We start from the raw sequence: 14821 nt of genomic DNA, 5'->3' as shown, positions 1-14821 counted from the left end.
CCAATCGAAAACCCCCGGAACCACCCTACACGAGGAAACTCATGTCACCCGCAAACCAGTATTTGGCGAATAACATATTCTATAGAAAAAAGACTGACAGATGCAAATTCACCTACCGAATCCTTTCTGTCAGCCTTTTCTTTTTTACTCTTTCAGTAAATATGCATCTCTTTTTGCCCCGGTGGAAACAAGATAAATGGAATGTCCGATCAGCTCTTCGATCCTTTCAATATACTTCTTTGCATTTTCCGGAAGATCATTCCAGTTCTGGCAGGATGAAATGTCACAATTCCATCCGTCTAACATCTCAATCTCCGGCATTGCATCATCAAGCAGGATATTGGTTGGAAAATCCGTGATAAGTTTTCCATTTACACGGTATCCAGTGATAACAGGGATCTTTTCAAAGCTGCTTAATACATCCAGTTTTGTCAGGGCAATGTCCCCTGCATTCTGGCATTGTAATCCATATCGGCTCGCAACTGCATCAAATGGTCCGACCCTTCTCGGACGTCCGGTTGCTGCCCCAAATTCATTTCCTGCTTTTCTTAATTTTTCATTCCATTCTTCGCCTGCTGCCTTTTCTGCCACAAACGGACCTTCACCGACACAGGTTGAGTATGCTTTCATGACTCCCACAACCCGATCCGGCTGTCTCTTTGGAATGCCTGCACCAATCGTCGCATAGGCTGCGATAGTACTGGAGCTGGATGTGTATGGATAAATTCCGTAATCAATGTCACGCAATGCGCCAAGCTGTGCCTCGAAGAGGATGTCTTTTCCTTCTGCAGCTGCCTTTTCCAAAAGTGCCCCCGTATCGATAATATATGGTTTTAAAAATTCTGCCTGTCCCCGGCACCAGTCCATGACTTCTTCTACCGAGAGCGTTTTCTGACCATATACCTTTTCAAGGATCAGGTTTTTACTCTCCACGATCATTGCGATTCGTTTTTTGATCACTTCCGAATCCAGATATAAAAGATCACCCATCCGAAGCGTTTTCTTCATATATTTATCGCCATAGGCATAGGCGATTCCTCTTTTTGTGGAACCAAATGCCTCACCGGTCTTAGAGAGTCTCTCCTCCTCTAAAACGTCCTGTCTGACGTGGAATGGCATGCAGACGGTCGCCTTTTCCGATATCTTTAAATTTTCCGGACTGATTTTTACATTCATGTAACGCATCATCTCGATCTCATGTCTTAAGTGATCCGGATCAATGACCATTCCGTTGCCAAGCACACAGACGACCTCCGGGTGCAGGATACCGGACGGCAGCAGATTCAATACAAATTTTCCTTTATCTGTCACTACGGTATGTCCTGCATTGTTGCCTCCCTGATAACGGACTACATAGTCCGCGTGTTCACTCAGTAAATCTACAATACGTCCTTTTCCTTCGTCTCCCCAGTTGATACCTGTTACTGCTGTTAACATAATACTCACTCTCCTTTATATTTCTCCATGAACGATTTTTTCTGCACGGTCAATACTCTTTTCCAGCCGATCCGAGAAACGGTGGATCGGCAGAAATACACCCAGTTCATCAAACCGCTGTCCCTCATCTTCCAACGAATCCTGTCCGTAATAAACAAAAGAACGCGGCAGGTCTTTCTGCAGTTTCATCATGATATCCCACACTGCCGCATATGCCTGTGCTTCCGTCCTCTGCTGTTTTACCGTATCCGGCAATTCATAGACAAGCAAAAGACCGATGTGCTCACCCATCTTATATTCCATCACATCCATCGTATCTGCATTATAACTGTGACGCTTGCGGTATCCGTATGCAAGATACATCTTTACACCTTTCTCTTTCCGGAATACCTTTTTAAACCGGTTATAATCTTTTTCACTCACATGGATCTCCTTTGTCTGGATCAGATTTCCATCCTCGTCTGTGAGCAGATACGGATTGATCTGTCCGTCCGCATTAAAGCGGAACGGTGCTAAAAATGAGTTGCGCAGTAAGTCAAACATGCTGTTTTTGCAGACTGCCATCAAAAATGCTGTCAGATCCCGGTTTTTATAGGCATCAAACAATGCCTTTGCAAACTGTTCCGGCGGAAGATATCCCCCCACCAGTTCAAGATCCGAATCAATTTCTCCATAAAAAGTCTGCATCAGACGCTCACAGGCTTCCGGATCTTTCAAAATTTTATCAAACAACAGATCTGCTTTTTCTTCTCTTGGAAATATTGTCTCCATCCTTTTCCCTCCATTATCTAATCTTTTCTAAGAACATCAGCAGAAAACTGATCAACAGAAGTCCACCAGATATCCAGATCACATGGAACCCGTACCGCACAGACAGATTACCTCCAATTCCCGCACCGACTGCAAAGAATAAAATGATTCCAAAATAGTAAAGTGCCTGTCTGATCTGCTCGGGACGTTTTTCCCTGAGGTACAGTGAAAATGCTGCTGTCCCGCTCCGCAGATTTCCGATACACATTGTGCTCGCATAGGAATATCCGCCGACTTTCCGGAATGTCTGTACCTGCATGGCACAGGAAAACGAAACCAGGACGGTTGCTGCCATATCCAGTTTTTCCGGCAGAAATCCGACCAGCATCAGAATCGCAATTTCGCAGAGTAATACTGACTGTCTCCAGTGCAGTTTTCTCGCATACTTAAAACTTCCCTGTATCCGCTCTGCCACGAACACACCGACTGCAAATGCGAGCAATGGAAGAAGATAACGCAATCCCTCACTCCACTCTCCCATCATAAAATGCTGACTCATGAGTACCACGTTTCCGGTCTGTGCATTCGAGAACACGCCATCTCTCGTAAAATATGTGTACGCATCCTGAAATCCACCGGACAGTGCCAGAAACACACTCGTGATAAACGCCTCCGACATCTGCACTTTGGTACTCCTTGGCTCATTTTGATTCAAAGCCAATGTTCTCACCTCTTATTCCTTTTTTCGCATTGATTTCTCACATCGTCTGTATTATAGTATCCCTGTTATCAGATGCAAAAAGTATTATTGATATATCTGTCATATAATTTTTATATGGAAAAATAAAAATCACAGGAGACAAACACCGCATGATCACTTACGACTATTACCGTATTTTCTACTATGTTGTACAATATAAAAGTTTTACCAGAGCTGCCGAGGCACTGCACAATAACCAGCCAAATATCACAAGGTGCATGAATAACCTGGAGGCAGAATTACACTGTACACTTTTTTTACGTTCCAACAAGGGTATCACACTGACTCCCGAAGGGAAAAGATTATATGAACATGTTGCGATCGCCTATGAGCAGCTTTCGCTTGGGGAAGATGAGATCCGTCAGAACATGGAACTCGAAAATGGACTGGTTTCCATCGGAGCCAGCGAAAATGCGTTACGCCTGCGGCTGCTTCCGGTGTTAGAACGTTTTCATGAACAATATCCTCATGTACGCATCCGTATTTTCAATCACTCCACACCACAGGCAATTTTAGCATTAGAGAGCAAAGTTGTCGATTTTGCAGCCGTCACCTCACCGCTCGCCATCCAAAAGCCACTGCACAAAACGCACCTTGCCTCCTACCGTGAGATTCTGATTGGGGGAACAAAATATAAAGAACTGGCTTCACAGATCCGAAGCTTAAATGATCTTTCCGGAATACCGGTTATAGGGCTTGCCGACGGCACCGGGACCAGAGAATTGTATCACCGTTATTTTTTAAGTCACGGTCTGATGTTCGCACCGGATATGGAGGCTGCTACCACCGACCAGATCCTGCCGATGATCACACACAACCTCGGTATCGGTTTTTATCCGGAAGAGCTCGCTGCGGAAGCGATCGCACGCGGCAATGCCTACGCGATCCGCCTTGTGGAGCCTATCCCGGAACGTGAAATATGTTTAGTCACAAACAGCAGCACCCAGATAAGTGCTGCTGTCCGCAAAGTGATTTCTTTTCTTTCTGTCTGATTTTATGCAGAACGTATATCCCGCACCTCTCCCGGAACTATTACCGGTCTTCCCTGAAATATGCCTCTCCAAGGCTTGCCGGCGGCTGGTTTTCCAGTTTATTCCGTTTACTTGTGATAACAAGCACAATGATCGTTACTACATAAGGAAGCATTTTGCAAAGTTCCTGTGTTGCACGTGTCAGTCCCGGCAGATAAATATATAAAATATAAAGTCCGCCAAAAAGAAATGATCCCCAGATCGCATGATCCGGATTCCAGAGTGCTAAGATAACAAGTGCGATCGCTAACCATCCGCGGTCACCGAAACCGTTGTTTGACCAGGTTCCTCCTAGATATTCCATGACAAAATAAAGTCCGCCAAGACCTGCTATTGCTGCCCCTGTCACGGTTGCAATATATTTATATTTCGATACATTGATACCTGCAGCATCTGCGGTTGCCGGGCTCTCTCCGACTGCACGTAAGTTTAATCCGCGTCTGGTCTTTTTCAGAAAATAAGTCATGCATACCGCAAGGATCACGGACAAATAGGTCAGAAATCCATAGGAAAATAATAAATCTCCGACAAAAGGAATCGCGGAAAGTCCCGGAATCTTTGCACGAAACGCAGCCGCTGTTGTCTGTACGGAAATCTGTCCGACACCTCCTGCAAGTTTTGAGATAGATCCACCAAAGAAGTTACCAAAACCTACACCAAATGTTGTAAGCGCAAGACCGACAACATTCTGGTTTGCACGCAGTGTGATCGTTAAAAAACTATAGATCAGTCCGCCTAACGCAGCTACGATCAGTGTTGCAAAAAAGGCGATCAAAAGACCAATAAATCCATTTGGATTTTCATTGCCATTCTCATAGAAAAAAGCACCCATCAGACCGGCAATACCACCCATGTACATGATACCCGGTATTCCAAGATTTAAGTTACCGGACTTTTCTGTCACGATCTCTCCGGTCGCACCGAATAATATCGCAACGCCCTGTCCGATTGCTTTTTGTATAAATGTCATAAGCAGATTCATTTATTTTCCCTCCTTATGGTTCTTTTTCCATTCCAGTCTGTAATTAATAAAAAACTCACATCCGATCAGGAAAAACAGCAAAATACCTGTAATGATATCTGATGCATTCTCATTTAAACCAAACTGGGAAGCGATTTGGATCGATCCCTGCTGCATAAATACTAAAAATGCAGATACTAAGATCATGGCAAATGGATTAAATTTAGACATCCATGCTACGATGATCGCGGTAAATCCACGTCCGCCTGCTGTACTTGTAGAAATCGTATGGCTTGCACCGCTGACGATCAGACAGCCGGAAAGACCACAGATTGCACCGGAAATCATCATGGTACGGATGATTACTTTTTTTACATTGATGCCGGCATAACGCGCGGTATTCTGGCTTTCTCCGACAACAGCGATCTCATATCCCTGTTTACTGTATTTCATGTATACATACATACCGAGTGTGATGACAAGAACCACGATCACATTCAGTCCATACATATTTCCAAACACAGATGGGAACCATCCTTTCTGTCCTGCTGCATTGATAATACCGACCGTATTCGAACCAGATGGATTCTCCCAGAATACAATGGCAAATGTTACAAGCTGCATTGCCACATAATTAAGCATCAGCGTAAACAATGTCTCATTTGTGTTAAAATATGCCTTAAACACTGCCGGGATCAATCCCCAGATCAGACCTGCTGTGGCACTTGCAATAAAGATCAGGATCAGAAGAAGCCAGTTTGGCATTGCATCCCCCGCATAGATCATCAGTGCGGCGGTTGCCATACCTCCCATTAAGATCTGTCCCTCAGCTCCGATATTCCAGAACTTCATTTTAAATGCAGGCGTCAGTCCGATCGCAATACATAAAAGTACTAATGTCTCGCGGATCGTCACCCACACACGACGGCTGCTTCCAACCGCACCATCTACGATACCAAGATATACCTGAAGCGGATTCTGTTTTGTGATCAAAACGATCACAAGTCCTGCAACGATCAGCGATAATACAACAGCTATAAGACGGATTCCCCATGCTTTAGCAGTGCTTATCGTATCCCGTTTTATCATACGAACTGCCGGTTCTTTTACTTCTTTACTCATTTGCCTGTTTCTCCTCTCCCGAACCTGTCATCAAAAGTCCGAGTTTTTCTTTTGTGGTACTTCTCGCATCCACAATACCGGAAACTCTTCCGCCATTTAACACAAGTATCCTGTCGCACAGCTCTAAGAGCACATCTAAGTCCTCGCCGACACAGATGACAGCAACTCCCTTTTTCTTCTGGTCATTTAAGAGATTATAGATCGTATAGGAAGAATTGATATCAAGTCCGCGCACCGGATATGCTACCATCAGCACATTCGGATTGCTTGCGATCTCCCGTCCTACCAGAATTTTCTGGACATTTCCACCGGAAAGACGGCTGACCGGAGTTTCAACACCCGGCGTTACGACTTCAAGTTTGTCAACGATCTCCTGTGCCAGTTTCTTCGGTGCCTTACGGTCTGCAAAGAAATGTTTTCCTTCCTTGTAACTGCGGATCATCATGTTATCAGTCAGATCCATGGAACCGACTAATCCCATTCCGAGACGGTCCTCCGGGACAAAGGATAAGGCGATACCAAGTTTTTTGATATCCTCCGCCTTCATATCGGAGATTTTTTCGACTTTTCCCTCCGGTGACTCATAAAGGATCTCACCACTCTCGATCGGCTGCAAACCAGCCACAGACTCTAAGAGTTCTTTCTGCCCGCTTCCGGAAATTCCTGCAATACCGAGAATTTCGCCGCTGTATGCGGTAAAGGAAGTCTCTTTTAATACTTTTAAACCTTCCTTGTTCCGGCATGTCACACCGCGCATCTCAATTCGTTTTTTTGCATTTTCCGGTTCGGTACGGTTGATATCAAGCGTTACTTTTTCACCGACCATCATCTCAGTTAGAGACTCTACCGTTGCACCTTTTGTCTCCACCGTATCTATGTACTTTCCTTTTCGAAGCACTGCCACACGGTCAGAAAGCTCTAATACTTCGTTTAACTTGTGTGTGATGATGATGATGGATTTTCCTGCGGCACGCATGTTGCGCAATACCGCAAATAATTTTTCAGTCTCCTGCGGTGTTAAAACGGCAGTCGGCTCATCTAAGATCAGAATATCCGCGCCACGGTATAAAACCTTTACGATCTCAACGGTCTGTTTCTGGGAAACGGACATATCATAAATTTTCTGGGATGGATTTAAGTCAAAACCATAGCGGTCTGTCAGTTCTTTGACTTCTTTTTCCACCTGTTTTAAATTCAGGCGTTCTTTTCCCGTCAGACCTAAAATAATATTCTCGGCGGCTGTCAGGATATTGATCAGCTTGAAATGCTGATGAATCATTCCAATTCCAAGTTCGAAGGAATCTTTCGGGGACCGGATCGTCACGGTTTTCCCATTCACACGGATTTCTCCCTCATCCGGGAAATAAATACCGGAGAGCATGTTCATCAGCGTAGTCTTTCCACTACCATTCTCTCCTAATATAGAAAGGATCTCTCCCTTTCTCACTGTCAGATTTACATTGTCATTTGCGACAACCTCTCCAAAACGTTTGGTGACTCCCAAAAGTTCAATCGCATTTACCGGTTCCACAAACAGTCCTCCTTTAACGTAAACTGCGGAACTGTGATAAAAGGTCTGTCCTTTCACAGTTCCGCTTATTTATGATACAAAAAGCATTCATTCAGACATGCTCTTTTGCATTATGGCAGAATTATATTCTGCTAAAAATCTTAATCATTCATTCTGCACCGCAGATGCTCTTAGTTGGTCACAGAAGTGATACCATCAATAATAATATCAAAAGATGGAGCAGATGCAAGCTCTGACTCATGATAGTATCCGTCAGATACATAATCTGCATATTTTGCATAATCACCGCCCTCTGCGATCAGATCTTCTAAAGAAGAACCATTTACAGTAAATGCGGATGTATCAAATACATGGATAGAACCATCTTTAATTGCATTTTCAACTTCTGTTACTTTTGCATCGGTTCCTTCTGCTGCAACTGCCTCATTGATCGGTGTGATATCAACTGCGCCCTCTGAAAATCCCTGGCACCAGTCAGTTTCGATCGGTGTACCGTCTAATACACACTGTACTGCATGTGTATAATAAACGCCCCAGTTATTTGTCGGAGAAGTAAGTGCTGCATCCGGAGCAACAGTTGTCATGTCAACGTTGTAACCAACACATGGTACTTTCTTATCCTCACAGGTGCTTGGAGCTCCTGTCGTATCTGCATGCTGGCTGATTAAAACGCATCCGTCATCGATCAGTTTTGCTGCAACTTCTGCTTCACCGGACATGTCTGCCCAACTGTTTGTATACTGTACTTCCATGGTTACGGATGGGCACTGGCTCTTTGCTCCTAAATAGAAAGAAGTAAATCCGGAAATAACCTCCGCATATGGGAATGCACCAACATAACCGATCTTTGCTGTATCTTCTGTGATTGTTCCGTCTGCGATCATCTCATTTAATTTCATACCTGCAACAACACCGGAAACATAACGTGCCTCATAGATAGAATCAAAATAGTTGTGCATGTTTGAAAGTCCGGAAGACGCTGCCTGATATCCGGTTGCATGACAGAACTGAACATCCGGGTACTCTGCTGCTGCCTGAAGCAGGTAGCTCTCATGTCCGAAACTTGTACCGAAAATAATGTTGCATCCCTGATCTGCTAAATCAACTGCTGCATCATAAGCAGATTCATCTTCCGGGATCAGAGTTTTTTCTACGACCTGATCCTCAGATAATCCAAGATTGCTCATCATCTGATCGATACCAGCCATATGTGCTGCTGTATATCCTTCGTTCTCATCACCAATGTACATGACACCTACCTTGATATCCGATGCCGATTTTGCCTCGCCAGCCGCTGCTCCACTCTCTGTTGCAGCTACAGTACTGTCTGCTGCATTATTATCTGATGCATTGTCTGCTGATGTGTTGTCAGCAGTTCCATTTGAGCCACATCCTGCCAGCATGGAAACGGTAAGTCCCATGGTCAATAATACGCTTAATGCTTTTTTCATTTTTTTCATCCTCCTGTATCACTACTTAATAGAAATACATGAGTAAATTTAGCATAGAGAATTTTTTCCGTCAATGCAATTTTCGTCGTATTTCCCGGAAAATTCAATTTTTAACGCAAAATTTTTTCATTTATAAGCGGAGGTTATTTTTATCATTCCACAAACTTATGGTTCCCAGCTTAACGAAACATTTTTATAATCCCTCTGTCATTCAACTGTTTCAGAAATGAAACCAGAAGCGGTACTACAAACAGACCGATGATTCCAAAAAATTTTAAACCGATCAGCATACATGGCAGCATGATCACCGGCGATAACCCCATCTGTTTTCCCACCAGTTTCGGCTCGATCAGATTCCGCACGACTGTTATTACAAGGTAAAGCGCGAACACACCGACTCCGGTAGAGATCCTTCCCGATGCGAAGGCGAGTACCGCCCACGGGATCAGCACTGTACCGGTTCCAAGCACCGGAAGGATATCAAGTACCGCAATAATAAATGCAATGGCAAATGCATTTTTGATTCCAAGCAAAAACAGACCTGCCACAAGTTCCGCAAACGTGATCCCGAAGATCAGACAATAAGAGATAATGCATTTTCCCATCGTCCCTGTCACATAATTTTTTCCATCCCGGAACGCACGCTGGTATTCCGCCGGAATCTGCCGCTTTAAAAATGCCCTGATCTGTGGAAATTCCAGTTCCATAAATACCGTTGCGATCACTGTGATCAGAAGTTTCATAAAAAATCCCGGTATTCCTGCTGCCATCCCGGACACCCCGTCGATCACACCATCTGAGATGCCCGACATCAGCTTGCCTGCATTCTTTATCGTCTGTGCTGACTCCGCACCAACATCCTGCAATCCTTGCGTTTTTTCAGTCTGCCCTACCGGATAAAACACAACTGACAAACGTTCCACCCACTGATAAAAACGCTGCATAACAGGCACAACTGTATCCGAAAAAAAGACAGACAGCTCCCGCGTCAGATCATAGATCAGCCTCACCAGATAACTGCCTGCAAAATAAAGGACGGCTGCCAGAAGTATATAAAAGAAAAGAACCGTTGTAACCGCCACGATTCCTCTTTTGATATGTGTTCTCTCCGTAATGAACTTTACTGCTCCAGCCAATAGCGCCGCCACTGCAAAGGCTGCCAGAAACGGGAAAAGCACAGATCCCGCCGCTTTTAATACTACCCATAAGATCACAAGCCACACTGCTCCAAATGCAAAGCTGATCAGAAATTCCTTCTGACGTCTCAACCGTTCTTCCCTGTTCATCGCCCACCCTTTTCCTTTACTGCTGCCTTATTGATCTTTTATTACTATATCCGTTTTGGATGGGATCTATGCCATGTGTACTTTTAATTTGTATTTTCCTGTGCCGCAAAAATCTTACTGCAGAATGCGTCATATTCGTCATTCGAAACTTCTTTTCCATTCCAGAAATATTTCATTCCAGAATCCGGATCATTTTCATCTATGAGTTCTTCACCAAAGTTCATTTCTGCAGCCAGGTTATCCGCTCCTTCATACTTTTCCATATGATAGGTTTCATATCCTGCATTCATGTCATTGCTGTACATAATCCATACATCTCCATTGTAATAAGTATAGGAAAGTACAATCGCACTGCCGTCTCCTCTGGCAAATTCGTATACCTTATCATCACGGCAATCTAAATATATTCCGCCATAAGGACCACAGATAACCAGTTCATTTTCTCCGTCATTATCAAGATCGACTCTCTCCCCTATCGAATACAACTCCTCTCCCTGTGAATCCTTATTTAGATCAGAAATATTCCATGCAGATGACGGATCTGCGGTATCAACTGCGTCTACTGAACCATCGATAAATGCATCCAATAGTTCTTCTGCGGTCATTTTGTTTTTATAAGCGTTATATACCATATCTGTCTGTACATCATTCTGCGTTGTCTCCTCTGAAATTTCTGTTTTATTACCACAAGCAGTTAATGACATAACAATTAAGATACCTATTAAACCAACAACATTCTTCTTCAAATTTTTTCCCCCTAAAATCAAACTAAAAACTTCTTTTCCGAAAACATTTTATATTCTTCATTTTTTTAGAAGTTTCGTGTAAAAAATACCCACAGCACACCATTTATGGTATTCTGTGGGTATTTTGCTATCTTTTGCTGTGCTATTCATGCCATATGGTAGCCCATATGGCATGCCATATGGAACTCTTTTTATTCTTCTAATTTTAAAATATAGATACAGTTTGGCTTATCAACCTTGACCGGCGCACCGTTCTGCAGAGAGAAACCTTTCTCATAATTGATCGTATAAGATACGATATCATTGGATGTATTATTTACAGTAAGATAATGTTTCTCATCCGGATAAATTGCAAGCATTTTCGGATAATCACTGTCTACTTTAGTGCGGAATGCCTGTGTCAGCATACCTGTTGCAGGATCGATCTCATATGCAACCACTGTGTTCACACCGGCATTGGAAACAAAGAGATATTTTCCGCTCTTAGTGATCTCCATACCGGATGCGGCACAGATATCTTCCTCTTTCTTTCCCTGTGTTGTGATCGTCTGGATCTTATCAAACTGTGGCTGTTCATTTTCAACGGAGTATTTGTACACTTCGATCTCATGTGTCAGCTCATACAAGATATAAGCATATTTTCCATCTCTGGAAAAACGGATCATTCTCGGCGCAGACTCAAGCGGTCCACGAATGATATCCACCAGTTTTAATTTACCATAAGTATAATCCACACGATAGATCTTAACCTGATCTAACCCGTTATCAACTGCACATAAAAACTTCTGATCCGGTGTCAGTTTTACACAGTCAACATGTGGTGTGTTGGTACGTCTGTCGCTTCCGCGTGCCATTCCTTTATGGAAAATACCATCTGCAATCGTTCCAATGCTGCCATCTTTCTCCAGATGCATCATTGTCACACGTCCGTCATGATGTCCGCCTACAAACAGATAACGTTTTTCATCATCTACTTCCACATAGCATCCTCTCATACCGCCGATCCACTGCTTGTTTACAGCCTCAAGATCTCCATCCGGAAGCACTTTAAATGCCTCTACACCTTCATCTGCGATCGAATAAAGGAACTTTCTGTCCTTTGATACAACAAGATCCGACGGGTTATTGATCGGCACTACTTTACGTTCTTTCATGCTGCCATTTGCCACATCCACATCATAAATATGGATTCCGACACTGTTTTCATGCGTATAGGTTCCCACATATGCCACATATTTTTCCATACATTTATCCTCCTTATGCCTTTTGCAGGAGCAATGCCCAGCAAGCCGGGCACGCTTTTCCTCCCTACTCTTTTCTTCGTAAAATATCATACTTCTCGAGCGGATGTCCCAGATCAATATACAAAACCTGTTTTGGATGCGGTGCTGATTCCATGTCCGCTCCATCCTCATCCATGATCCGTTTCACTGTCACCGTCAGATTTTCACCATCCGGCTTCATAATCTCGATCTCTTCACCGACCGAAAACTTATTGCGCTGTTCGATCCGGTAAAGCCCATCTTCGTTCTGCTCCCCAACAATTCCTAAATATGTGTATTCTTTTAAATAAGTGTTATTGTCGTAGATCTGCGCCTCGTCGGAAGGCTTTCCAAAGAAAAATCCGGTCGTAAACTGGCGGTAAGTACAGTTGGATATCTGATCTAAATACCATGGCAGATTCTTTTTGTAAAGCTCCGGTGACTCTTTGTAATCATCGATTGCCTTGCGGTAGGTTCTTGCCACAGTCGCAACATATAGTGCTGTTTTCATTCTACCCTCAATTTTAAAACTGTCAATACCCGCTTCCATTAATTCCGGTATGTGTTCGATCATGCAGAGATCCTTTGAGTTAAATATATAAGTGCCACGTTCATTCTCATAAACCGGCATATATTCATTCGGTCTTGTCTCCTCAACGATGGAATATTTCCAGCGGCATGGATGTGTGCATGCCCCCTGATTGGCATCACGTCCGGTAAAATAATTGGATAAAAGACATCTTCCGGAATAGGAAATGCACATCGCACCGTGAATAAATGTCTCGATTTCAAGATCGTCCGGTATATTTGCACGAAGTTCTTTTATTTCATTTAACGAAAGTTCACGCGCCGATACCACACGTTTTGCACCGAGTCTATACCAGAAACGGTATGTTTCATAGTTGGTATTGTTCGCCTGCGTACTGACATGACGTTCAATATCCGGGCATACTTCCTTTGCGATCATAAATATGCCGGGATCTGCGATGATAAGTGCGTCCGGTTTTTCCTCTTTTGGAAAAGAAGCCAGTTCTTTGAAATACTCCCTTACACCCTCTAAATCATCATTATGTGCAAGAATATTTGCAGTCACATATACTTTTACCTCATGTTCATGTGCAAAACGGATTCCCTCTCTCATTTCCTCCATGGAAAAATTCTTGGCTTTTGCACGGAGTCCAAAAGACTCGCCACCGATGTACACGGCATCCGCACCATAGATTACTGCAATTTTTAACACCTCAAGGCTGCTTGCCGGTATCAAAAGCTCCGGTCTTCTCATAACTTACCTGTCCTTTCGCATCTTTTCGATGCACCCTTTCTATTTCTTCCATGTGCTCACAGTCACTCCATCACCGATCGGCAACACTGCCGTGACAAGGCGTTCATCATGCGTCAGTTCATACAGATATTCACGCATTCTCTTATGGATCGTGCGGTTTCTCCTCGTGACTGCAAAACGTGATTCTATGATATCACCATCCTGCAGTACATTATCCGAAACCAATGTTCCTTCGGAGCCAAGCAGTCTTAAAATATCCGGCATAAAATGAATATACTGACCCTTAGCAGCATCCATAAAAATAAAATCGTAGGTTTCCGTCAATGTCGGAAGAATCTGCGCAGCATCTCCCTCCAGCAGTGTAATCTGTTTTTCTTTTCCCGCACGGATAAAGTTCTCTTTTGCGATCGGGATTCTCTTTTCATAATTCTCGATCGTTGTGATCTCACATGGCACCGGATCATATTCTGCCATCAAGATGGAAGAAAATCCGACTGCAGTTCCCACTTCAAGAATCCGCATCGGACATTTCATTGCAAGCAGCAGTTTTAAAAACTGCTGCATCTCTTTCCGTATGATCGGCACATAACTATCCAGTGCTTCCTTTTCTATCTGATCTAAAATACTGGTATTCCCTGTATCAAGTGAATTGATATAAGTGACCAGACGTTCATCTACTATCACTCGTCTGCTCCTGCCTGTTCATTTTCATCTGTGTTCTGGCTTTCTTCACCGGCACCATCTGTCTTAGTTCCATCCGAAGATGACTGTCCAGCTGAACCAGAATCTGTTTCATACTCTGTATTTTCTGTACTCTCAGTGCTCTCCTCAGCCTCTGCCGCCATGACTGCCATCATATCTTTTGCCGTCATGGATGTATTTAATGTATAGGTTCCTGCCTTTAACTTACCGTGATATGCTGACATACGAAGCTGTACATAAAACAGATTTGCATCGCGGATCAGCCCCTCTTTTTTTAACAGCTTTCCAATCTGATATTCTGACAGATCATCCGTTACATCTACGGACACATCTGTACCGGGTTCTTCTTCCACCGGTCCTTCCGTAAAGACACGATAACCGAAATCATAACAAAAACTTCCAAGTTTTATCAGACCGATCACGACAAGCAGCATGACCAGAATAGAAAAACTGATACTGACAAATTTTAATACCAGTTTATTCAGCTTCATATGAAATCC

14 protein-coding genes are annotated in these 14821 nt (G+C 43.5%); 1 reads left to right on the top strand and 13 read right to left on the bottom strand.

Annotated elements, in window-relative coordinates; translation table 11 throughout:
* Positions 1-144: 144 nt before the first annotated feature.
* From DW650_RS14530 to DW650_RS14520, 3 genes are read right to left on the bottom strand one after another with little or no spacing between them, the layout of a single operon-like run.
* On the bottom strand, positions 145-1437 hold the full coding sequence (locus DW650_RS14530; RefSeq protein ID WP_118210325.1) for an adenylosuccinate synthase: 1293 nt from the start codon (positions 1435-1437) through the stop codon (positions 145-147).
* Positions 1438-1452: 15 nt separating this feature from the next.
* Entirely contained in the window at positions 1453-2208 is a 756-nt protein-coding gene (locus DW650_RS14525; protein ID WP_118210324.1) for a DUF4866 domain-containing protein, read from the bottom strand.
* Between the two features lie 13 nt (positions 2209-2221).
* Positions 2222-2866, bottom strand: a complete 645-nt coding sequence (locus DW650_RS14520) for a YoaK family protein (RefSeq protein ID WP_118210330.1) — start codon at positions 2864-2866, stop codon at positions 2222-2224.
* Positions 2867-3057: 191 nt separating this feature from the next.
* Here DW650_RS14520 and DW650_RS14515 point away from each other — a divergent pair, with 191 nt between their 5' ends.
* Positions 3058-3939: a LysR family transcriptional regulator gene (locus DW650_RS14515; protein ID WP_118210323.1), complete on the top strand. Its 882-nt coding sequence runs from the start codon at positions 3058-3060 to the stop codon at positions 3937-3939.
* A 40-nt stretch (positions 3940-3979) separates the two neighbouring features.
* On the opposite strand, the gene DW650_RS14510 is transcribed toward DW650_RS14515, so the two are convergent.
* The 10 genes from DW650_RS14510 to DW650_RS14465 all read right to left on the bottom strand — a co-directional run bounded on the left by DW650_RS14510 (position 3980) and on the right by DW650_RS14465 (position 14812).
* On the bottom strand, positions 3980-4960 hold the full coding sequence (locus DW650_RS14510) for an ABC transporter permease (RefSeq protein ID WP_118210322.1): 981 nt from the start codon (positions 4958-4960) through the stop codon (positions 3980-3982).
* Positions 4961-6061 (bottom strand): ABC transporter permease, encoded by a 1101-nt coding sequence (locus DW650_RS14505; protein WP_118210321.1) that lies wholly within the window; start codon positions 6059-6061, stop codon positions 4961-4963.
* Positions 6054-7592, bottom strand: a complete 1539-nt coding sequence (locus tag DW650_RS14500; protein ID WP_118210320.1) for an ABC transporter ATP-binding protein — start codon at positions 7590-7592, stop codon at positions 6054-6056. Before DW650_RS14500 ends, DW650_RS14505 begins: the two co-directional genes overlap by 8 nt.
* Before the next feature lie 170 nt (positions 7593-7762).
* Positions 7763-9043 (bottom strand): BMP family ABC transporter substrate-binding protein, encoded by a 1281-nt coding sequence (locus DW650_RS14495; protein ID WP_118210319.1) that lies wholly within the window; start codon positions 9041-9043, stop codon positions 7763-7765.
* Positions 9044-9222: 179 nt separating this feature from the next.
* Positions 9223-10329 carry a sporulation integral membrane protein YtvI gene (gene ytvI, locus DW650_RS14490; protein ID WP_117921225.1) on the bottom strand — a complete coding sequence of 369 codons (1107 nt, stop codon included), beginning with the start codon at positions 10327-10329 and terminating at the stop codon, positions 9223-9225.
* Between the two features lie 83 nt (positions 10330-10412).
* Positions 10413-11075 carry a hypothetical protein gene (locus DW650_RS14485; protein WP_117921226.1) on the bottom strand — a complete coding sequence of 221 codons (663 nt, stop codon included), beginning with the start codon at positions 11073-11075 and terminating at the stop codon, positions 10413-10415.
* 191 nt (positions 11076-11266) lie between these two features.
* Entirely contained in the window at positions 11267-12319 is a 1053-nt protein-coding gene (locus DW650_RS14480; protein ID WP_117921227.1) for a lactonase family protein, read from the bottom strand.
* Between the two features lie 64 nt (positions 12320-12383).
* On the bottom strand, positions 12384-13619 hold the full coding sequence (locus tag DW650_RS14475; RefSeq protein WP_118210318.1) for a peptidase U32 family protein: 1236 nt from the start codon (positions 13617-13619) through the stop codon (positions 12384-12386).
* A 39-nt stretch (positions 13620-13658) separates the two neighbouring features.
* A complete protein-coding gene (locus DW650_RS14470; protein ID WP_118210317.1) occupies positions 13659-14303 on the bottom strand; it encodes an O-methyltransferase in 645 nt (214 codons plus the stop codon).
* Positions 14300-14812: an endolytic transglycosylase MltG gene (locus DW650_RS14465; protein ID WP_118210316.1), complete on the bottom strand. Its 513-nt coding sequence runs from the start codon at positions 14810-14812 to the stop codon at positions 14300-14302. The genes DW650_RS14470 and DW650_RS14465 overlap by 4 nt, the downstream gene beginning before the upstream one ends.
* Positions 14813-14821: the final 9 nt, after the last annotated feature.

Origin of the sequence: Roseburia sp. AM23-20 (assembly GCF_003470905.1) — a bacterium.
Taxonomy (GTDB): Bacteria; Bacillota; Clostridia; order Lachnospirales; family Lachnospiraceae; genus Roseburia; species Roseburia rectibacter.
The sequence above is the reverse complement of the archived record's forward strand: the minus strand, read 5'-3'. Positions and strand labels throughout refer to the sequence as shown.

Coding starts and splice junctions, on each gene's coding strand:
- DW650_RS14495 (WP_118210319.1), bottom strand. CDS start 9,043: ATGAAAAAAGCATTAAGCGTATTATTGACCATGGGACTTACCGTTTCC.
- ytvI (WP_117921225.1), bottom strand. CDS start 10,329: ATGAACAGGGAAGAACGGTTGAGACGTCAGAAGGAATTTCTGATCAGC.
- DW650_RS14465 (WP_118210316.1), bottom strand. CDS start 14,812: ATGAAGCTGAATAAACTGGTATTAAAATTTGTCAGTATCAGTTTTTCT.
- DW650_RS14510 (WP_118210322.1), bottom strand. CDS start 4,960: ATGAATCTGCTTATGACATTTATACAAAAAGCAATCGGACAGGGCGTT.
- DW650_RS14530 (WP_118210325.1), bottom strand. CDS start 1,437: ATGTTAACAGCAGTAACAGGTATCAACTGGGGAGACGAAGGAAAAGGA.
- DW650_RS14515 (WP_118210323.1), top strand. CDS start 3,058: ATGATCACTTACGACTATTACCGTATTTTCTACTATGTTGTACAATAT.
- DW650_RS14520 (WP_118210330.1), bottom strand. CDS start 2,866: ATGTCGGAGGCGTTTATCACGAGTGTGTTTCTGGCACTGTCCGGTGGA.
- DW650_RS14480 (WP_117921227.1), bottom strand. CDS start 12,319: ATGGAAAAATATGTGGCATATGTGGGAACCTATACGCATGAAAACAGT.
- DW650_RS14505 (WP_118210321.1), bottom strand. CDS start 6,061: ATGAGTAAAGAAGTAAAAGAACCGGCAGTTCGTATGATAAAACGGGAT.
- DW650_RS14475 (WP_118210318.1), bottom strand. CDS start 13,619: ATGAGAAGACCGGAGCTTTTGATACCGGCAAGCAGCCTTGAGGTGTTA.
- DW650_RS14525 (WP_118210324.1), bottom strand. CDS start 2,208: ATGGAGACAATATTTCCAAGAGAAGAAAAAGCAGATCTGTTGTTTGAT.